Annotated in this window: 16 protein-coding genes; 12 read left to right on the top strand and 4 right to left on the bottom strand. The window is 47.2% G+C overall.

The window, feature by feature from the left end:
• Complete coding sequence (locus AC060N_RS20145; RefSeq protein WP_479525280.1) at positions 1–882, bottom strand: helix-turn-helix domain-containing protein; 882 nt, start codon at positions 880–882, stop codon at positions 1–3.
• Between the two features lie 251 nt (positions 883–1,133).
• On the opposite strand from AC060N_RS20145, the gene AC060N_RS20140 reads away from it, so the two are divergent.
• From AC060N_RS20140 to AC060N_RS20130, 3 genes are read left to right on the top strand one after another with little or no spacing between them, the layout of a single operon-like run.
• Positions 1,134–2,966, top strand: coding sequence for a sodium:solute symporter family protein (locus tag AC060N_RS20140; RefSeq protein ID WP_479525279.1), 1,833 nt, complete (start codon positions 1,134–1,136; stop codon positions 2,964–2,966).
• 59 nt (positions 2,967–3,025) lie between these two features.
• Entirely contained in the window at positions 3,026–4,201 is a 1,176-nt protein-coding gene (locus tag AC060N_RS20135; RefSeq protein WP_479525278.1) for a glycoside hydrolase family 130 protein, read from the top strand.
• Positions 4,201–5,391, top strand: a complete 1,191-nt coding sequence (locus AC060N_RS20130; protein ID WP_479525277.1) for an AGE family epimerase/isomerase — start codon at positions 4,201–4,203, stop codon at positions 5,389–5,391. Before AC060N_RS20135 ends, AC060N_RS20130 begins: the two co-directional genes overlap by 1 nt.
• A gap of 127 nt (positions 5,392–5,518) precedes the next feature.
• Here the strand turns inward: AC060N_RS20130 and AC060N_RS20125 are convergent, their stop codons facing one another.
• The gene (locus AC060N_RS20125) at positions 5,519–6,958 is read right to left on the bottom strand and encodes a sodium:solute symporter family protein (RefSeq protein WP_153640699.1); all 1,440 of its coding nucleotides are present in this window, start codon (positions 6,956–6,958) and stop codon (positions 5,519–5,521) included.
• Positions 6,959–7,390: 432 nt separating this feature from the next.
• Between AC060N_RS20125 and AC060N_RS20120 the strand changes: the two genes are divergently transcribed.
• From AC060N_RS20120 to AC060N_RS20110, 3 genes are all read left to right on the top strand, one after another.
• Positions 7,391–8,491: an AI-2E family transporter gene (locus tag AC060N_RS20120; RefSeq protein WP_153640698.1), complete on the top strand. Its 1,101-nt coding sequence runs from the start codon at positions 7,391–7,393 to the stop codon at positions 8,489–8,491.
• Between the two features lie 94 nt (positions 8,492–8,585).
• A complete protein-coding gene (locus AC060N_RS20115) occupies positions 8,586–9,050 on the top strand; it encodes a MaoC family dehydratase (RefSeq protein WP_479525276.1) in 465 nt (154 codons plus the stop codon).
• A 57-nt stretch (positions 9,051–9,107) separates the two neighbouring features.
• The gene (locus AC060N_RS20110) at positions 9,108–9,758 is read left to right on the top strand and encodes a TIGR02117 family protein (RefSeq protein ID WP_479525275.1); all 651 of its coding nucleotides are present in this window, start codon (positions 9,108–9,110) and stop codon (positions 9,756–9,758) included.
• A 58-nt stretch (positions 9,759–9,816) separates the two neighbouring features.
• On the opposite strand, the gene trpS is transcribed toward AC060N_RS20110, so the two are convergent.
• The gene (gene trpS, locus AC060N_RS20105) at positions 9,817–10,824 is read right to left on the bottom strand and encodes a tryptophan--tRNA ligase (RefSeq protein ID WP_479525274.1); all 1,008 of its coding nucleotides are present in this window, start codon (positions 10,822–10,824) and stop codon (positions 9,817–9,819) included.
• A gap of 243 nt (positions 10,825–11,067) precedes the next feature.
• Between trpS and AC060N_RS20100 the strand changes: the two genes are divergently transcribed.
• Positions 11,068–13,278, top strand: a complete 2,211-nt coding sequence (locus tag AC060N_RS20100; protein ID WP_479525273.1) for a GH92 family glycosyl hydrolase — start codon at positions 11,068–11,070, stop codon at positions 13,276–13,278.
• 166 nt (positions 13,279–13,444) lie between these two features.
• Complete coding sequence (locus tag AC060N_RS20095) at positions 13,445–14,038, top strand: MarC family protein (RefSeq protein WP_463236493.1); 594 nt, start codon at positions 13,445–13,447, stop codon at positions 14,036–14,038.
• Positions 14,039–14,072: 34 nt separating this feature from the next.
• Here the strand turns inward: AC060N_RS20095 and AC060N_RS20090 are convergent, their stop codons facing one another.
• Positions 14,073–16,133, bottom strand: a complete 2,061-nt coding sequence (locus tag AC060N_RS20090; protein WP_479525272.1) for a helix-turn-helix domain-containing protein — start codon at positions 16,131–16,133, stop codon at positions 14,073–14,075.
• A gap of 227 nt (positions 16,134–16,360) precedes the next feature.
• Between AC060N_RS20090 and AC060N_RS20085 the strand changes: the two genes are divergently transcribed.
• The 4 genes from AC060N_RS20085 to AC060N_RS20070 are packed head-to-tail and all read left to right on the top strand — an operon-like array spanning position 16,361 to position 20,102.
• Positions 16,361–18,079: an acyltransferase family protein gene (locus AC060N_RS20085; RefSeq protein WP_479525271.1), complete on the top strand. Its 1,719-nt coding sequence runs from the start codon at positions 16,361–16,363 to the stop codon at positions 18,077–18,079.
• A 26-nt stretch (positions 18,080–18,105) separates the two neighbouring features.
• Positions 18,106–19,083 carry an NAD(P)-dependent alcohol dehydrogenase gene (locus AC060N_RS20080; RefSeq protein ID WP_479525270.1) on the top strand — a complete coding sequence of 326 codons (978 nt, stop codon included), beginning with the start codon at positions 18,106–18,108 and terminating at the stop codon, positions 19,081–19,083.
• A 55-nt stretch (positions 19,084–19,138) separates the two neighbouring features.
• The gene (locus AC060N_RS20075) at positions 19,139–19,900 is read left to right on the top strand and encodes a DUF4386 domain-containing protein (RefSeq protein ID WP_479525269.1); all 762 of its coding nucleotides are present in this window, start codon (positions 19,139–19,141) and stop codon (positions 19,898–19,900) included.
• Between the two features lie 22 nt (positions 19,901–19,922).
• Positions 19,923–20,102, top strand: coding sequence for a hypothetical protein (locus AC060N_RS20070; protein WP_463236475.1), 180 nt, complete (start codon positions 19,923–19,925; stop codon positions 20,100–20,102).
• Positions 20,103–20,113: the final 11 nt, after the last annotated feature.

The raw sequence follows: 20,113 nt of genomic DNA, 5'->3' as shown, positions 1-20,113 counted from the left end.
TTAATTTACTCGTTTTATTCCGGAGAAGTTTTCACGAAAGGCTGAAGGCGTACATCCTTCCATTTTCTTAAAGAATCGGTTGAAGTTAGCCAGGTTATTGAAGCCAGACTTGTAGGCAATCTCCGAAACGCTCATATTTGATTCAATTAACCACCTTGAAGCAAGGCTAATCCGGTAGTGATTCAGGTATTCCACAAACGTTTTTCCGGTTCGTTGCTTGATGAACCGACTGAATGATACTTCTGTCATGTTCAGCAATTGTGCCACATCTTCCACTTTGATTTTCCGGGCGTAATGTTGCTGAACGAAATCATGCACCTTCTTGATTTTTCCACTGTTGTAGAAGTCATCGTTTTTCGCCATCACAGAAGAAAGCATCTGTTGTCCGCGTGAATTAGCTAGGTCGAACAACAATGAAACCAATTCCATCAGCGCGTCGATGCCGCTTTTGTGCGCCAGGCTCATGATGCGGGGCTGTAGCATGTGGATGGTCTCTTCGGAAAAGGCAATACCGCGTACCGATCGGTCCAGCATGTCTTTCACCGGTTTCATAATGTTGCGGTCCAATAGGGTTTGGTGAAACAGGTCGTGGTGAAACTGGATGGTGATTTCGTGGATATCCGGAGAGTGACATTCGCCCTGTTCCCACACATGCATCAGGTTCGGTCCGGTCAATACCAATTCCCATTTCCCGATAGGTGCCCGGTGTTCGCCGACAACCCGAACTGCATCTTCCGCATTGTAAATAAAGTTGATCTCGTATTCCGGGTGGAAATGTAACGGAAAGTCGAAGTTGAGCTTCTTTCGATCGAAAACCAGCAGGCAATCGCCTTCGGTCAGTGGTGTGATCTCGCGTTGAGGATTGGCTGTATCAATGCTCATAATGATGAGTTGTTAGGAAAAGTACAGGATTTTGACGAAATAGTATTTGAAGAATGCAAGTATAGCAAATACTTTTGAGACTGGATATTCTTGTTAAAACAAGGGTGTTGATAGCTGGTTGTTTGGTTTTGTCTTCTGATGTATGCTGTTTATCGCCTTGTTGAAGTTGAAATAGTATTGAATTCAGGAAAGGAAATGGTCAAGCCGGTCAAACCAGCTATTTTTAGAAACTAACGATTCAAACCCTGTAAATGAAGCTTGGAATTATTGATATATCCGTCATTTTCGGATATCTGATGCTGACCGTGGTTATCGGACTTGTATTGCGGAAGCGTGCGCAAAAAGACAAATCAGCTTATCTGCTTGGCGGAAATCGCCTCCCCTGGTACATGTTGGGCCTCTCGAATGCGTCCGGAATGTTCGATATCTCCGGAACGATGTGGCTGGTGACCATCACCTTTGTTTATGGTCTGAAAAGCGTTTGGATTCCATGGCTTTGGCCGGTTTTCAACCAGATTTTCCTGATGGTATTCCTTTCCGTCTGGGTACGACGCTCGAATGTGACTACCGGAGCAGAATGGATTGGTACCCGGTTTGGGAAAGGCCGCGATGCTGCCATGTCGCATGCAGTGGTTGTGGTGTTTGCATTGATTACCTGCCTGGGATATCTCGCTTATGGTTTTATCGGACTGGGAAAATTTGTGCAGATATTCATTCCGTGGAGCGTGGTGCAACCGTACATTCCTTTTCATGTTCCGGTTGAATACGTGCCGCACATTTATGGAATTATCTTCACCTTCTTTGCCGTATTCTATTCGGTTTTGGGCGGAATGTCGGGAATCGTCTGGGCCGACGTGCTGCAATATCTTATCATGACGGTTTCGGCTTTTGTGATAGCTTTCATTGCGATGGGCGCTTTGGGACACAGTACCCTGAATGTGCCGGATGGCTGGATGAATCCTTTCTTCGGATGGAAGCTTCACATGGACTGGTCGCATATTATCGCGGAGGTGAATGAAAAAATTGCTTCGGACGGCTACTCGCTCTTCAGCATCTTCTTCTCCATGATGTTGTTCAAAGGCGTGCTGGTCAGTTTAGCCGGGCCTGCCCCGAACTACGATTTGCAGAAGATTCTCTCGACCAAGTCACCAAAGGAAGCAGCCATGATGAGTGGTTTTGTGAGTGTTGTGCTCATGCCGGTTCGTTACCTGATGATTGCCGGATTTGCTGTGTTAGCGCTGCTTTACTACGACAAACTGAATTTGGTTGTGGCTGGTCACATCGATTTTGAGCAGATTCTTCCGTCGGCGATTAACGAATTCGTTCCGGAAGGATTTACCGGGTTATTGCTGGCCGGACTGTTGGCGGCCTTCATGTCGACTTTTGCGGGAACGCTGAATGCTGCCCAGGCGTACATTGTCAACGATATTTACCTGAAATACCTGAATCCAAAGGCATCCAAACGACAAATTAATGTGACAACCTATGCCACCGGAGTGTTGGTGGTAGTTGTCAGTATCTTCTTCGGAATATTTGCCACCGATGTCAATTCGATTTTGCAATGGATTGTGTCGGCGCTGTACGGAAGTTACGTGGCTTCCAATGTGCTGAAATGGTACTGGTGGCGCTTCAACGGTCACGGTTTCTTCTGGGGCATGGTGGCCGGAATGGTTCCCGCGCTGGTTTTCCCGTACATCTTCACCGAAACGCTCGACCTCTATTATTTCCCGCTTATTCTCATTATTTCCGTGGGCGGAAGTATCATCGGAACCTACATGGCGCCGCCCACCGATGAAGAGACTTTGAAAAGCTTTTACAAAAGTGTTCGTCCGTGGGGATTCTGGAAACCGGTTCATGAGCTGGTCATGGCAGATGATCCGGGCTTCCGCAAGAACAAAAATTTCTACCGCGACATGTTCAATGTGGTGCTTGGTATCATCGCGCAAACCGGGCTGGTGCTGGCTCCTATCTACCTCGTGTTGAAGAAAAATCTGGCACTGGGAATTTCTCTGGCTATCGTAGCGGTGGTTGCCATTATCATGAAGAAAACCTGGTGGGACAAGCTGGTAGAAGAGGAAGGCTAGTTCACCTGATGGAATAATAGACTATAAATAACCTGATTGAAAATAACATCAAACGAAAGATGACTCAATATTTTGAAAACCGATTGACCCAACTGAAGGAAAGACAGGAGGAATTGCTGACCCGGAAGAATATAGCAGAGTTCTCGGTCAACGGCATTTACGAGCGGTACCGTTATCCGGTATTGACAGGTGCTCATGCTCCGTTGCACTGGCGTTTCGATTTGTCGCCCGAACGCAATCCTTATTTGCTGGAGCGCATTGGGGTGAATGCGGCTTTTAATGCCGGTGCCCTGAAATTCGGCGATAAATATCTGTTGGTCGCCCGGGTGGAAGGCTGGGACCGGAAATCTTATTTCGCGGTAGCGGAAAGCCCGAATGGTGTGGACAATTTCCGGTTTTGGGAACGACCTATCACGATTCCGCAGCTGGAAGATCCCGATATCAATGTATACGACATGCGTCTGGTGACACATGAAGATGGCTGGATTTACGGCATCTACTGCACAGAGCGCAAAGATCCTAACGCGCCGAATGGCGATACCAGTGCCGCAGTTGCCAATGCAGGCATTGTTCGTAGCAAAGACTTCATCAACTGGGAACGCCTGCCCGACCTGATTTCCAATACAGGTCAACAAAGGAACGTCGTATTGCATCCCGAATTCGTCAATGGGAAATACGCCGTCTACACCCGCCCGCAGGATGGTTTCATTGATGTAGGGAGCGGCGGAGGAATTGGTTTCGGTTACATCGATGACATGAGAAATCCGGTGGTTCAGAACGAGACCATCATTCACCAGAAAGCCTACCACACGGTTTACGAGTTGAAAAACGGACTTGGTCCGGCACCGATCAAAACGGAGAAGGGTTGGTTGCAGTTGGCTCATGGCGTCAGGAATACCGCTGCCGGCTTGCGTTATGTGCTGTACCTTTTTATGACCGATTTGCACGATCTGACGAAAGTTACCCACCTACCGGGAGGATATTTTATGGCGCCGGAAGGAGAGGAGCGCATCGGCGATGTTTCGAATGTATTGTTTGCCAATGGTTGGATTGCCGATGACGACGGAACGGTCTATATTTACTATGCGTCATCCGATACACGAATGCATGTAGCTACAACTACTGTTGATAAATTAGTTGATTATGTGGTTAATACGCCTGAAGATCGACTAGCGTCTCATCGCTCGGTCGAAAACATCAACGCACTCATCGATTCCAATAAAGGTTTGTACTGATGCCGATTTCTGTCGAAACATATTTGGGTGAATTGAGCCGGGAGCTGAAAAATATCCTGAGCTACTGGCAAACCTACATGCCCGATGTAAAGCACGGTGGTTTTTACGGCCTGCTCGACGGGCAAAACCGCCCGGACAAAGAAGCGCCCAAAGGCGTTATCCTGAATACACGCATTTTGTGGACGTTCTCCGCGGCTTGCATGCACTCGTTCTCGGAAGAGAAAAAGGCAATGGCCGACCGGGCTTTTCAATACCTGGAAACATATTTTCGCGACAAGCGATATGATGGAGTGTACTGGGAACTTGATTACTTGGGAAAGCCTCTGAATCCGCGGAAGCAGATTTACGCTCAGGCATTTGCTGTATATGCATTGTCTGAATATTACAAGCTGACGTCAGAGTCGGCAGTACTCGACTGGCTCTTAGAACTTTTCCATTTGCTGGAAGAGAAAGCTGTCGACCGCGAAAACGGGGGTTATATTGAGGCTTTCGCCGAAGATTGGAGCGAGCTGGACGATTTGCGCCTAAGCGAAAAGGATGCCAACGAGAAAAAGGGAATGAACACCCATATTCATCTGCTGGAAGCATACACCAACCTGTACCGTATGCACCGAACGGAAGAAGTGGGAGCTGCGTTACGACAGCTCATCGAATTGATGCAGGAATATTTCGTTGGAGACGACTATCATTTAAAGCTGTTTTTCGACGAAAAGTGGAACGTAAAGAGTTCGGTCATCTCCTACGGTCATGATATCGAAACCTCATGGTTGATTTACGAAGCAGCCGAAGCGTTAGAGGATGAAGCGTTATTAGAGGAACTGAAGCCGATGTTGCTCGGAATGGTTGACACATTTTTGAAGGAAGGAGTGGACAGTGCCGGCGGCGTAATGAATGAGCTGAATGCGGAAACCGGCCATCTGGATACCGATCGTCATTGGTGGCCACAGGCTGAAGCGATGGTGGGACTGGCTTATGCCTACCGGATGAGCGGCGATGATCGATATCTCGGAAAGGCGCTGAAAATATGGACATTCATTAAGGAATTCATCATTGATCACCGGAAGGGCGAATGGTTTTGGAAGGTCGATCGGTATGGTAATCCCGACCTGAGCGATGAAAAAGCCGGGTTCTGGAAATGTCCCTATCACAATTCCCGGGCTTGTCTGGAAATCGGGCGTCAATTGGGTTAACGCAACAAACTTCTCTGTTCTAAAGCGGTATCGGGAGGTTCAAGAATAAGCTCATATTCTTTCACATAGGTTTGTATTACTGAAAAAGGGTGACCTGTTTGTGGGGCACCCTTTTTTGTTTCACTATCTAATCTCGTATGAAAGCAGGCCTGGGCGTCTTTAACCGGTTGACCAGGATAAAGACGACGAACGCTGCGATGATACCAAAGAAAATGGGGTCGAGTCCGTAGGGTAAATCTTTTTTGATAAGCGTTAATGTAATGGTCAGCGTTCCACCCGTGACCATCGACCAGAAAGCAGCACCGGGATCCTTTCGTTTGAAATAGAGAATTCCGAGAACGGGAATTAATAAGCCGGACACCATAAAGGCGTAGGAATAAAGCATCAGCTCGAGCACGTTCTGCATACTGGAAGCCAGCAGAATGGCGAACACTCCTACAATAATGGTGACTATCTGGGGAATAACCATTTTCCCCCGTCCCGATTTGCCTTTAAACTTGAAGATGTCCGTCAGGATATTTCCGGATGCAGCCATCAGACAGCTATCGGCGGTCGACATAACGGCCGAGAAGTATGCGGCCAGCATCAGTCCCATCACACCGGTCGGGAGGACGTATTTCAGCAGCAGCGGAAGTCCCAGCTCGGCATCGATGCTATTCACATTGGCAAAGCCGGCGTCGGCAAACATTCCCTGAATAGTTGCCACACGCGAGAACATTCCCAGCAAAACACCCATGAACGACATCAGCGGATATTCGAATAAGCCGGCAATGTACCAGGCACGTTTGGCCGTTTTTTCATCCTTACAGGCATAAATCCGCTGGTAAAGCGTCATCCCGATAAACCAGATGGGAATAATGGTAATACTCCAGTTGATGATTTTCGCAATGGAGATATTCTGCAGCGAGAAAAATTTGTCGGGCAAAGTGGCAGAGATGCCGTCCCATCCTCCAATTCCGATAAAACCCAGTGGAATTCCGATGAAAACCAGGCCGAACATCAGGATGGCCCATTGAAAACTGTCGGTGTAAATCACGGCTTTCAATCCGCCGAGACCAGTATAAGCGACAGCAATTACCCCCATCACAATCAGGGCGATTTTGGTATCGATCTCTGGGAAAGTCGCGGTAGCCAGTTTAGCGCCGGCCAGCAGCTGCGAACTCGTAAAACCGATATAACCAATCGCCGAAATGATTCCGGCAGCAAACGCAACTCGTTTATCGTAGTGGGTTCCCAGTAACTGGGGAAAGGTGAGTAAATTTTTTTCCCGGGCTGAATTAAAAATCTTTGGAATAAGAATGACGGCACTCAGCCAGGCACCAATCAATCCGGTGAACAGCATCCAGCTTCCCGAAAGGCCCATCACAAATCCCAGTCCGCCAAGTCCGATGGAGAATCCACCACCGACGTCGGTAGCAACCACTGAAAGACCGATGTGAAAGCTTCCCATTTGGCGTCCACCCACGTAATAATCTTCCTCACTTTCATTCTTCCGGTGGTGGTAAATACCAATAGCTAAAACAACAATGAAATAAATAATCAGAACGACTGCATCAATCAATGTCATATGAATTCGATATTTTGATTAGGCTAACAAAAGGTTTCGGTATGAATATTTTTTTTGATAATACCCGGATGTATTTCCTGCAAAAGGGTTAGGCGGAATGGGGCTTACGATGTACCCCGGATTTCCGGCGACGGGTATCGGTTATTCATCTGTCTCAGCGATGAACATAAAAAAAGGGAGAGTCATACCGAACTGGCTCACCCTTCTGTGAAATTTCCTTAAAATTAATCAATCGAAGGCAAGTCACCAAAAGCAATCGGGCTGGCTGGTTGCAGCCTTTGTCGCTACTATTCTTACATTAAAAGCCTTACGGCAGAAATAAGAAAGGCCTGAAAATCTGAGGCAGCCGTTGTTTCTACCGGCAAAATGAACGAAATCCGGCGTTCGGCGGTTATTATGAGCAAACAGACTTAACCTGAACAAATAACAACAATGGACAAAAAAATCAAGCCGAATATCCCCGCATATTTTTACTGGAGCGCCACCATCGCCCTGATGATTGTTTTCCTGATTGTTGGCCGCAGTATTCTGGTACCGCTGGCGTGGGCCATTTTGTTCTCATTCCTGCTGGTTCCCCTGGTAATTTTCCTGGAAAAGCATGGCTGGAAACGGCCGCTGGCTATCCTGACATCGCTGGTACTGTTTCTCATCATTATCGGAGCGCTCTTTTATTTTCTCGGCTCGCAGGTGGTGGCCATCAGTAGTGAGTTGCCTTCCATTACCGGGAAGTTGTCGGTTTACATCAACGATGCCAAAGATTTTATTGAGGCACACTTAAATATCATTCCTCAGGGAAGCGATTTGCAAAAGCTGTTGGTTGGACAAGTGGAGAAAGTGGCTTCGTACTTTTTGAAACACGTAACCACCATCGGCCAAACGCTCATGTATGTTTTCCTGATGCCGGTGTTCGTCTATTTTCTGTTGTACTACCGTGAATTACCTGCCAAATTTGTGCGCGAGCGCTACCGCGATCGGGAAAACCGCGAATCGGTGAGTCATGTCTTCTTCAAAATACAGAAGATGATTGAGAAATACCTGGTGGGCGTTCTCTGGTTAACGGCAACAACCGCGGTGATGGATTTCATTGTCTTGATCAGTTTGGGCGTGAATTACGCGCTGTTCTTTGCGGTAATGATTGCCCTGCTGAACCTGATTCCGTACGTGGGAAACCTGATTGCCATGATTGTGGTGGTAGGCTACGCGCTGCTCACTTCCGATTCGTTGCTTGTTCCACTACTCACCCTCGGGTTGCTCTGGGCAGCCAATATTTTGCAGGAAAACCTGGTTCGTCCGTGGCTGGTGGGCTCTTCCACCAAAATCAACGCATTTGTCGTGCTCATATCGGTTATCGTTGGTGGTATGGTTTGGGGCGTGTCGGGTATGGTGTTGTTCATCCCGATTGTCGGCGTCGTCAAAATTATATTGGAAGAAGTTCCAACACTACGGCCTTTCGCTGTTTTTCTTAGCGATACCGGAAAAGTGACAGAGGAAGAGGAACCTGAAAAACAGGATACCGAATCGGAAGAATCATAGTTTTTTATCTTCCGCCCTTTTTATTTCCCGTCGGAGGATTGCCGAAAATGCTTTATCTTGCCATCTGAATCAAAAATTAAAACCAAATTGAACAATGAGTAAATTAGTTATTGGCAGCTATGAAGAGTTTGCGGCGTATGATGGCAAGGATTTGGGAACATCAGAGTACCTGAAAATTACCCAGGATCAAATCAACCTGTTTGCCGATGCCACCCTCGATCACCAGTGGATTCACACCGATCCCGAAAGGGCAAAAACCGAAAGCCCGTTCAAAAGCACCATCGCGCACGGTTACCTGACTCTGTCGGTATTGCCTTACCTGTGGGAGCAGATCGCTGAGTTCCACAACGTGAAAATGCTGGTGAACTACGGAATCGATAAGCTGAAATTTATGGAAGCGGTACGTGTCGACAGCGAAGTTCGGCTGCACGCCAAAGTGAATTCCATCATGAATCTCCGGGGCATCACCAAGGCACAGCTCGACGTAACGCTGGAAATCAAAGACAGCAAAAAGCCGGCGCTCACTGCCACACTGATTTTCCTCTACCATTTCGAATAAACATCCGGTTTCCTGTAAGCCGGGTTGACGGAAATCACCATGAAACATGTTTTCCGCATGCTCGTCTTATTGGCAGGATTAATCATATCTACAAACGTCGCTGGTTTCCTGGCGGCGTTTGTTTTATCCGTACTTTCCCCTCATCCCGGGCCTCCGGTTTGCCCGGAAAAGAAACCGGTTTACGTTACCACGAACGGTGTTCACCTGAGCATCATCGTTCCCCTTAACCAGCTCGATACCGCTTTCGCGGAAGAATTAAAGCTCAATCCAGACACTCGTTTCGTTTCCTTCGGCTGGGGCGATCGTGGCTTTTACCTCACTACACCTACCTGGGCCGACCTCACTTTCAAAACAGCTTTTCGTGCACTTTTCCTGAGAACACCATCAGCCATGCATATCGATGATTACCGCTTTCGCGGAAACTCGTGGCATGAAGTACAGCTTTGTCCGGAACAACGAAAAAAGCTACTTGCTTATATCCGAACCTCTTTCACTACCGACAGCCTTGGTCACATCATCGAAATACCTCACGCGGGCTACACGCCTTCCGATCGTTTTTTCGAAGCCAATGGCCATTTCACCTGTTTCCACACCTGCAATGTGTGGGTGAACGATGCGTTGAAAACAGCTGACATTTACACGTCTATATGGTCGCCGTTTGATAAAGGAGTGTTGTTTCACTTGAAGAAACGGGAAAAACGCAAATGAAAAACCCCGGCACAGGGCCAGGGTCTTTAAATTTATAATGATAAAGTGGATTAATCCATTAATAAAATTTCCGGAAGCCGATGATTTCACGTACTTCCTTGAGGGTTTGAGATGCCGATGCACGAGCTTTTTCGGCGCCCATTTTGGCTACTTTTCCCAGATAGGCATCATCCTTCACAATCTCCTCAATTCGCTCCCGTATGGGCGTTGTAAAGTTGATGATGTCTTCAGCCAACTGCTTTTTCAAATCGCCGTAACGGATAGAGCAGTTGTTGTAAGCATCGTCGAAATGTTTCACTGTATCAGGCGTCGAAACCACGTCCATCAGGGTAAACAGGTTCTGAATGGGCTCCGGCTTTTCCTGGTTCATCTCGGTTGGACCGGAATCGGTTACCGCACGCATCACTTTCTTGCGGATGCTTTTGGGATCTTCGGCCAAACCAATGGCGTTACCTTCCGATTTACCCATTTTTCCTGAACCGTCCAGTCCGGGGATTTTGATCATATCCTTTCCGTCGAATGTGAAAGGTTTGGGAATCGGGAACTCTTCCACCTTGTACATCCGGTTGAAACGGCGGGCAAATGTACGCGCCATTTCCAGGTTTTGCTCCTGATCTTTTCCTACCGGGACAAAATGTGCTTTGTGGATGATAATGTCGGTCGCCATCAGCACCGGATAGGTCAACAGGCCGGCATTCACGTTATCGGGTTGCTTCCGGGCCTTATCTTTAAATGAAGTCGTTCTTTCCAACTCGCCCAGGTACGCATTCATGTTCATGAAAGTGTACATTTCGGTAATTTCCGGAACATCGCTTTGTATAAACAGCGTGGCTTTTTCCGGATCGAGTCCGCAGGCAAGGTATTCCGAAAGTACCTGCCGTACATTTTGATACAGGTGATCGGGGTGGGGGTGCGTGGTCAGCGAGTGAATATCGGCAATGAAAAAATAGCAGTTCATGTCATGCTGCATCTGCACGAAATTCTTTACCGCCCCGAAATAGTTTCCCAGGTGAAGGTTCCCGGTTGAGCGGATTCCGCTAACGACTGTAGGCACTTTGGTGGTCATATCGTTGTGTTGTTATGATTTGCTTATGAATAAAACAGATGCAAAAATAGCAAATGTTCCCGAAAGGGGAAGGATGAATACGCTTCGGCTTAGGCAAATTGAACCATTTTGAAGAAGAAGTTCATAAACGAGATATCCTTTTGGACGGATTTACTTTCGTAATTTTTAGTCTATTCTGGAACTTTCGGTATTTTTATCAGGTGAATTCTTTTATCCTATTCGTAAACAAAACTCATAAAACCAATGACTCGAAACATTCTTCCTTTCCTTACCGGAATATTGTTGTTGGCAGTCGCATGCCAGCCAACTAAGAAAACTGTTCAGGAACCGGAGGCGCTCACCGACTTTGTCAATCCGTTTATTGGAACGGCAGGTCACGGACATACCTATCCGGGAGCGGCTTATCCCTTCGGACAGATACAGTTGAGCCCCGATAACGGCGTTTCGGGCTGGGACTGGTGTTCCGGTTATCACTATTCCGACAGCATCATTTCCGGATTTTCCAATTTACATCTGAGCGGAACCGGCATCGGCGATTTGGCCGATCTTTCTTTCCTTCCGGTGAATGAGCCCGTAACTTACAAGCCGGGTGAAAAGAACGCCGACTTTACCAAAAAGTATGCAGCTACTTTTTCGCACGATGAAGAGATGGCTTCGCCGGGATATTACGCGGTTACTTTGCAGGATCGCGATGTTCGGGCCGAAATGACAGTGACAGAGCGTTCCGGATGGCAGCGTTATACTTTCCCAGACGAGGGAGAGCACAACATTATGCTGAATCTCGGCTTTGCCATCAATTGGGACAAGCCTTATGCAACAGACATCACGGTAGTGGATGATCATACCATTACCGGAAAACGCTTTTCGCATGGATGGGCGGCCGACCAGCACGTTTTCTTCGTAGCCCGGTTCAGTGCGCCAATTCAGAAATCGAAAATTTTTGATGCGCCGACGGATGCCGAGAAAGTAGGCGTATTCACGTTCGGCGAAAGCCAGGTGATGGTGAAAGTGGCAGTTTCCTCTGTTTCGGTAGACAATGCCATGGCCAATCTCGCATCGGCACCGGAGAACTGGGATTTCGATGCAGTTCATCAGGCAGCCAGCGATGCATGGGAAAAAGAGCTCGATAAAGTTCGCATCAAGTCAAGCGATCCCGACCAGAAAACCACTTTCTACACCGCACTGTATCATACCATGGTGGCGCCGGCACTCTTCTCTGATAGAAACGGCGATTTCAAAGGCGTCGATGGCAGCACGATGAGAGCGAACGGTTACAAGCGTTACACCGTTTTCTCGTTGTGGGACACCTACCGTGCCTTGCATCCGCTGTTTACGTTTATGCACCGCGACCGCGTGAACGATATGGTGAAAACCATGCTCGACCATTACAAACAGACCGGCCTGTTACCCGTTTGGGAACTGGAAGGTAACGAAACGTTCTGTATGGTCGGTAACAGTGGCGTACCTGTTGTTGGGGAAGCCATCCTGAAAAATATTGGTGATTTCAATCGCGAAGAAGCCTACGAGGCGATGAAAAATACCATGATGTCGGATCGTGACGGACTGGATTACTACAAAAAACTGGGTTATATACCAGCGGATAAAGTGAATGAATCCGTTTCGAAACTGCTGGAATACGCCATCGATGATTATAGTGTTGCGTTGGTAGCGAAGAAACTGGGCAAAATGGACGACTACAATTACTTCCTGAAACGGTCACGGAATTTCAAGAATATTTTCGACCCGAAGACCGGTTTCTTCCGTGGGAAAAAGCTGGATGGAAGCTGGACTGGCGATTTTGATCCGGCCTATTCCAAGCATCGTCAGAGTGATTATACCGAAGGAAATGCCTGGCAGTATTTGTGGGAAGTTCCACAGGATGTACCCGGTTTGATTGATTTGCTGGGTGGCAAAAAAGCTTTCGCTGACAAGCTCGACACTTTGTTTGCTTTGAAACACGGTGTAAAAGGAGCCGAAGCTTCTCCCGATATTTCCGGCTTGATTGGTGGGTATGCGCAAGGGAACGAGCCCGGTCATCACATCACCTACCTGTTCAATTATGCGGGCGAGCCATGGCGGACACAGGAGCTGAACCGTCAGATTCAAACCGAAATGTACTACAACGCACCGGATGGTCTTTGTGGAAACGAAGACTGCGGTCAGATGTCGGCCTGGTACGTGTTTAGTGCGCTTGGATTCTACCCGGTCAGTCCTTCCGACCAGCAATATCAGTTAGGTTCTCCGATTGTGCAGGAAGCGCAGATTACCGTCGCTCCCGGCAAGGTGTTCACCGTAAAAGCACCGAATGCATCGGAGGATAACCTGTATGTACAGTCGGTGAAACTGAACGGACAGGAGTTGCATCGTTCGTACATCACGCAGGACGAAATTATGAACGGTGACACACTGGTCTTCGATATGGGACCGGAACCCAACAAGCAACTGTTTCAGTAAAGATATTGTCAAGGAATTTGTTCCCGTAGCTCAACCCGTCAGGCTTCCAAAACCTGACGGGTTTTCTTATTATTGCAAAGGCAAATTCAGCAGGAAACTATTCTGCCGGAATCTTGTTCTCTATTCTGATTTGGACAAAAGTGTAACCTAATCAATTTAAATCATCATGGAATCAGGAAATTCTATCTGGTCGGCAGCTGTATTGTTATTTCTACTGATGGACCCGATTGGTAACATACCCATTCTGTTGGCAGTGCTGAAAGGAATTGAACTGAAACGTCAGCGAACTATCATCATCCGGGAGTTGCTGATTGCTCTGGGGATTTTGGTGTTTTTCATTTTTACCGGAAGACCTATGCTGAACTTTATGCACCTGCAAAAAGAGGCGGTGACCATTGCCGGAGGAATTATCCTGTTAATTATTGGCTTGCGGATGATTTTCCCGAAGCCGGAAGGAGTGATGGGACAAACCCCTGGCGGTGAACCTTTTCTTGTTCCGATTGCCATACCGATGATTGCTGGGCCGTCCGTCCTGTCCATGTTAATCCTGATGTCGCAGGGGAGCCCCGGTAACCGTGTCAGTTTGGTTCTTTCGTTGGTGATTGCCTGGATTATGTCCTTCATTATTCTGTTGGTGGCACCGGCTCTTATCAAAGTGCTGAAACAGCGCGGACTGATTGCTCTCGAGCGCTTCATGGGAATGATTCTGGTGATGATGGCCGTTCAGATGCTGTTGGATGGTTTTAAGCAGATACTTTGATAGTTAGCTTATTGTTGATTTTTCATCCGTAACTTCAAATCACCCCTTTCTTTTCCAGCGAAGTCTTCATTTCCCGGTGATGCTTTTGGAAGTTGATGTCGATGGTGTGTAGGAGTTTCCTGACTTCGGGATTGTCCTTCACGTTATCGATCAGCGGATCGATTTTGAGGAAAAGAATCACCCAGTAGTAGTAGTCCTGTTGCTCTGAAAAAAGCTTCAACTGCTCAATTGCGTTGGACGTTTGGTTTTCGTAGGCATAGTACATCGCCAGGCTTAGGTGCTTGTATATGGATTGATCGCCTTCCGCGAAAACTTTGTATTTCTGCAAATATTCAGCTGATTTTTCGGTTTCTCCGACCTGGGCTAACACCAATCCGATTTTGGCGTCTTCGCCCGGGAAAATCGCCAGGTGATACTTTTCTTTGGCAGCGATGAACGGTTGGTAATAGCGATAAGCACTTTCGTAATCGCGCTGGTAGTAACAGATTTTTCCTACCTCCTGCAAAACGTCCAACCGGGTAGTATCCTTTTTCAGCACGGCAATCAGACGAGTCCGTAATTTTTGTAAGTCTGGATTCCGGGCGTACTGAATGTACGCTTTCACATATTGAGAGTAGAGATTATCGGGATGATACGCCAGCGATTGATTGATGTACTTTGCGGCTTCATCAACAAAACCACTTTGAATAAAGGCATTGCTAATGTGCAGGAAGATGAAACTGGCAGTCACCGAGTCATTGGCAGCAATGTCGAGTTGCGCACCTTTTAGCGCATATTCCAGGTATTTTTCCGCATTGGGAGAGTAAGTCGAATAGAAATCAGACAGAAGATTGATGACCATGGCGGAATTGGGATGATATTCCAGCGCTTTCAGCAGGTAGGGTTCGGCCAGTTTGTACTCCCTGCTGTGCATATAGAAAAGCGCCTTCGCCATCAAACTCTGTGGCAACTGTGAATCGTAAAGCAGTGCTTTATCGGCATTCTCGTTGATTTCGGCACCGTATTGTTTTTCGGTTTGACTAATGTCCAGATAATAGTAAGCAATGGCGATATCAGCGTAGGCGCGGGCAAATGTCGGGTCGTGTTCCACCGCTTTTTTGAACAAGGGGAGGGCTTTTTTCAGTCCTTCGCCGGTGCCTTTGTGGAAATATTCCTGTGCTTTCAGAAAATAGTCATAAGCAACCAAATTCCGGGTTGGTACTTTGTCAATGCGCTCTTGTTCTTCCGGCGTGATAATGACCTGAATCTTCTCAGCGATGTTTTTAGCGATTTCGTTTTGCAACGAGAAGATATCCTTCGTTTGGCGGTTGTACTGTTCTGCCCACAGATGCTTGTCGCCATCGGCCTCAATCAGCTGCACATTCAGCCGGATGTGATCCCCAATTTTCTGTCCGCTTCCTTCCACCACATAGGTCACGTTGAGCTCTTTGGCAATTTCGGAAATGAGCTCGGGATGTTGCCGGTATTTTTCCACCGAAGTGCGGCTAATCACCCGTAAATGTTGAATATTTTGCAGGTTGTTGAGGATGGATTCCATCACACCGTTGATGATGTAGACATTGGTGGAGTCGTTGCTGTCGTTGATGAAAGGCAGCACCGCGATGGACTTCTCCTGTGTTTTGGGCTTTTCGGCCATCGGACCGACGATGAGGTAGACGATATTGGCCGTAATGACCACCAGGATAATGGCCCATAACCAAACCAGACTTCTCTTTTTCTTCGGAAGTTGTTCCTGAACCGGTTCTTCTTCGGCGGAAGCCTTACCCTTTGCTTCGCCGGGCGGATAGCCGTATTGGTCGCGGAAGCATTTAGTGAAGTACGAGGTGCTGCCAAATCCCACGCGATACGATATTTCCGAAGTAGTCAGCGACGTTTCTTTCAGCAACTCCATAGCGGCCTCCAGGCGTATCTGCCGGATAAATTGACTGGCCGAAAGGTTGGTCAGCTTTTTTACCTTGCGGAGAAGGTTGGAGCGGCTCATGCCCATTTCGTGAGCCAGTTCTGACACACCAAACTGCTCGTTCGACAAATTTTCTTCAATGGCAGCGGTCGCTTTGCTTAAAAAATCGTTCTCGATGGTTCCGGATTCAGGCATGATTCAGTCAGGCATCAGTGGTTTTCGTGCAAAAGTTACGCATAAAGTTTGAAACCTCATTTCAGGCCGTTTCGTCGTCGTTTGCGTCATAATTGATATGCCTGCGTCATAATTTTCATGGCCTCTCCAAACTTGATACGATTGACGGCATGGTTGATAGGCTTTGCGTCAGCGCGTGACGGAACTTTACACTGTCAATCAAAAGTCGAAATTTAAACGATGCGGTCATGAAAACACGAATCTATTTTTTGGACAATCTGAGGACCTTCCTCATCTTCCTGGTGGTGCTGTTGCACGCCGGATTGGTTTATGAACAAGCCCTCGAAGGCAACTGGATTGTTGTCGACCCGGTGAAAAATAATTCCATTGGCTTAATCAGAATGTACCTGGACCTCTTTGTGATGTTCAGTATCTTCTTCATCTCCGGATACTTTATTCCTTATTCTTTAAAGAGTAAAAATACGTGGAGTTTCGTGAAGTCGAAACTGCAGCGAATTATGCTTCCGTGGCTGATTGCCGTGTTGACCCTGATTCCCGCTTACAAAGCGATCTTCCTTTTCTCAAGAGGATTGCCACAGGAAGCCTGGTACACTTATTTCCACGTTTTCCAACGTGCCGGAACCGACCTTTTCTTCTTTGCCAATAATCCGACCCAGAACTGGCTGTGGTTCTTACCCATCCTGTTTTTGTTCCAGATGATTTACCTGGCACTGTACAAACTCAACCTCTTATCGTTCAAAATTTCACTGAAAACGGGTGTGGTTTTGACCTTCGTCTTCGGGGTACTTTACGGTATGGTTATTTCCGAATCCGGCTTGATGGGCTGGACGCATACAGCGCTTTTCGATTTTCAGCGGGAAAGGCTGTTGCTCTATTTCATGTCCTTCCTGTTGGGAACCCTTTGCAACAAGCAGAAAGTGTTTGAATCGGGCACAAAAAATAAAAAGCTGTATATACAAGTAAATGTGATGTTGACCTTCTCATTACTGGTTTTCACGGTTGTAGCACTGAACCTGTTCTTCAATATCATCAATCCCGGAAGGAACTTCTACTTTGTTGACCCGTTTGTCGACCGGCTCTTTTACCATGTTTCGGCTGTGCTTTCGATGTTGAGTTTCCTGTATGTATTGATTTATGCGTTCCGTTTTAGCCTGAATAAAACCAACTGGTTAATGGACGAACTGAACAAAAGCTCTTATTCGGTTTACATTATTCACCTGGTCGTGATGGGAGTGATTGCGGTTGGACTGCTGTACGCACCGGTTCCCGCTTTGGTGAAATATGCCGTATTGACCATTTTGACGTACGCGGTGAGCAACCTGCTGGTAATTGTCTATCGCCGGGTTTTCCAACCGAATGTTCCATTGAAACTGGCCACCGGTGCTGTGATGGTAGGCGCATTGTTTGCCTTCATAGTAATAGGAAGTCAGAAATCAGCTACTGCTGAGCCGGAACAACCGGCAAAGCAGGTCGAAGCAAAAGCGAATCCAAAAGTCAGCCTGCACGAAGCCATTGTCATGGGTGATATGGAAGCGGTACAGCAGCACATCGCATCCGGTTCCGATCTGAATATCAAAGAATCCTCGGGTGGTTCGAGTCCCTTGATGACGGCAGCTACCTTTGGCAGGAACGAAATGGCGCTGGCCTTGATTGAAGCGGGAGCCGATGTCAACTTCCGGAACAACGATGGTTCCACGCCTTTGCACACGGCTGCATTCTTCTGCCGTACGGAAATTGTTGAAGCGTTATTGGCACATGGTGCTGATACATCCATTAAAAACAACGCCGGCTCCACAGCGCTCGAATCCGTACAGGTTCCTTTCGAAGCGGTGAAAGGTATTTACGATTATTTCGGGAAGGTATTTGGTCCGTTGGGACTGAAACTGGACTACGAACGTATCAAAACCACTCGTCCTGAAATTGCAAAACTGCTGCAACAGTCATAACTTTAATTATCTAACAGGCTAACTTGATGAAGGCTATCGTCTGCACAAAGTATGGACCTCCTGAAGTGTTACGGTTTCAGGAGGTCGACAAGCCCTCCCCCCGCGATCACGAAGTACTGGTAAAAGTACATGCTACAACGGTTACCGCCGGCGATGTTCGGATGCGGGGATTCGTTGTGCATCTTCTGTTCTGGCTTCCATCCCGTTTTATGTTGGGCTGGAGGAAACCCAAAAGTTCCGTTCTGGGCGTTGAGTTTGCTGGCGAAGTAGAATCGGTTGGTAAGGGGGTGACCCGCTTTCAGCCTGGCGACCGTGTGTATGGGGCACCGCCGTGGTTGCAGTTGGGTTGCTATGCCGAATACCTTACGGTACCGGAAGATGGCATCATAACTAAAATACCTGCCGGGAAAACTTACCGGGAAGTGGCGTCCATTCCGTTTATGGGCATTGGCGCTCTTTATTTTTTGCGGAAAGCGAATCTGCAGAAAGGTCAAAAGATTCTCATTTACGGAGCATCAGGTGCGGTGGGTACCTATGCCGTGCAACTGGCCAAACACTTCGGCGCAGAAGTAACGGGTGTGTGCAGCACAGCCAATCTCGAAATGGTGAAATCCATTGGCGCCGACAAAGTGGTCGATTACACACGGGAGGATTTTTCGAAGCTTGGCGAAACCTATGACATTGTTTTCGATACCGTCGGAAAAAGCCCTTTTACTAAATGCATCCGTTCACTGAAAAAAGACGGCGTTTACATCCTGGCCGATCAGCGGTTCATGCAGACCATTCGGGGAATCTGGACTTCACTGACCAGTCGGAAAAAAATGATCACCCATACCGCTGTGGCGAAAGATAGCGATTTGGAGTTTCTCAACGAATTGCTGGAGAGCGGAGCTGTTCGTCCGGTTATCGATCGGGTGTATCCGTTCGACGAAATGGTAGAGGCGCATCGGTATGTTGCCAAGGGCCACAAAAAAGGAAACGTAATCATCAACGTGGTATCATGACCGAAAAAATAAGTACTCAATTAATCTTAATAAACCGAAAACGGAGGAATTCAAATTGAATTTAGATAGAACAATAAGTCAAATCATCGCTTCATCACAACAAAAGGCTGCAAAAATAGCAGGCTTCATGTTCCTGTTGGCCTTTATCGTTCCTACGCTTAATTGGACTCTCATTCTTTCCAAATTTAATATTGGAACAAATGCCTCGGCGACAGCTAATCATATTTTGGACAATGTGCTACTATTCCGTCTGGGTATGACAATTGAACTGCTCATGCCGGTAGGTTTGATCATACTGGGGTGGACTCTCTATCGGATACTCAAACCGGAAAATCGGAATCTTGCTTTGCTTGCACTTCTTTTGAAGCTGGTCGAGGCCATTATCTCGGCAGTTATTGTACTGGTCGCTTTCATTGCTTTGCATCTTTTAGATGGAGAAGCATATTTGAAAGTGTTTACGCCTGAACAGCTCCAGGTTCCGTTAACTCTGATTATCAAATCACATATGGCCATATTTTCAGTTCCCATGGTATTATTGGGGCTCGACATGATGATATTTTCTTATTTGTTTTTCAAGTCAGGATATATCCCCCGGATATTGGCAGCTTTTGGGATCTTTTCATTTGCCCTCATTTTCATTCACTCCATGATGTATCTTCTGGCTCCCCAATATGCTGCCATGGCGATAAATCAAATAGTCTTCTGGCTTCCGAGCGGTCTTTTTGAATTAATAATTGGCTTCTGGCTTTTGTTCAGAAGTTTGAATATTAATCATCAAGAGATATACACTTTCACATCTAATAATCAAATACAATAAAAACAAAACGGAGGATCTAAAAATGGACGAAAAAGTAAAAATTGAAGACAAAAGTACCTGGGCAACCGGTGGTGGTTTACTGCTGGGCTTAGGCGTAGGATTCTTTTTCCTGCAAGCATCTGTATTGGCCTTTGTTGGTTGCCTTTTAGGAGGTTTGGGCCTGGGCTTGATTCTTACCGCCATCATTGGAGGACGGAAGTGAACAGACAACTA

This window comes from Prolixibacter sp. DSM 2831 (genome assembly GCF_056493735.1).
This window is presented reverse-complemented; position numbering and strand designations above follow the sequence as displayed.

Bases quoted from the DNA above. Each gene is read 5' to 3' on its own strand.
- AC060N_RS20145 (WP_479525280.1), bottom strand. From the start codon at position 882: ATGAGCATTGATACAGCCAATCCTCAACGCGAGATCACACCACTGACC.
- AC060N_RS20140 (WP_479525279.1), top strand. From the start codon at position 1,134: ATGAAGCTTGGAATTATTGATATATCCGTCATTTTCGGATATCTGATG.
- AC060N_RS20135 (WP_479525278.1), top strand. From the start codon at position 3,026: ATGACTCAATATTTTGAAAACCGATTGACCCAACTGAAGGAAAGACAG.
- AC060N_RS20130 (WP_479525277.1), top strand. From the start codon at position 4,201: ATGCCGATTTCTGTCGAAACATATTTGGGTGAATTGAGCCGGGAGCTG.
- AC060N_RS20125 (WP_153640699.1), bottom strand. From the start codon at position 6,958: ATGACATTGATTGATGCAGTCGTTCTGATTATTTATTTCATTGTTGTT.
- AC060N_RS20120 (WP_153640698.1), top strand. From the start codon at position 7,391: ATGGACAAAAAAATCAAGCCGAATATCCCCGCATATTTTTACTGGAGC.
- AC060N_RS20115 (WP_479525276.1), top strand. From the start codon at position 8,586: ATGAGTAAATTAGTTATTGGCAGCTATGAAGAGTTTGCGGCGTATGAT.
- AC060N_RS20110 (WP_479525275.1), top strand. From the start codon at position 9,108: ATGCTCGTCTTATTGGCAGGATTAATCATATCTACAAACGTCGCTGGT.
- trpS (WP_479525274.1), bottom strand. From the start codon at position 10,824: ATGACCACCAAAGTGCCTACAGTCGTTAGCGGAATCCGCTCAACCGGG.
- AC060N_RS20100 (WP_479525273.1), top strand. From the start codon at position 11,068: ATGACTCGAAACATTCTTCCTTTCCTTACCGGAATATTGTTGTTGGCA.
- AC060N_RS20095 (WP_463236493.1), top strand. From the start codon at position 13,445: ATGGAATCAGGAAATTCTATCTGGTCGGCAGCTGTATTGTTATTTCTA.
- AC060N_RS20090 (WP_479525272.1), bottom strand. From the start codon at position 16,133: ATGCCTGAATCCGGAACCATCGAGAACGATTTTTTAAGCAAAGCGACC.
- AC060N_RS20085 (WP_479525271.1), top strand. From the start codon at position 16,361: ATGAAAACACGAATCTATTTTTTGGACAATCTGAGGACCTTCCTCATC.
- AC060N_RS20080 (WP_479525270.1), top strand. From the start codon at position 18,106: ATGAAGGCTATCGTCTGCACAAAGTATGGACCTCCTGAAGTGTTACGG.
- AC060N_RS20070 (WP_463236475.1), top strand. From the start codon at position 19,923: ATGGACGAAAAAGTAAAAATTGAAGACAAAAGTACCTGGGCAACCGGT.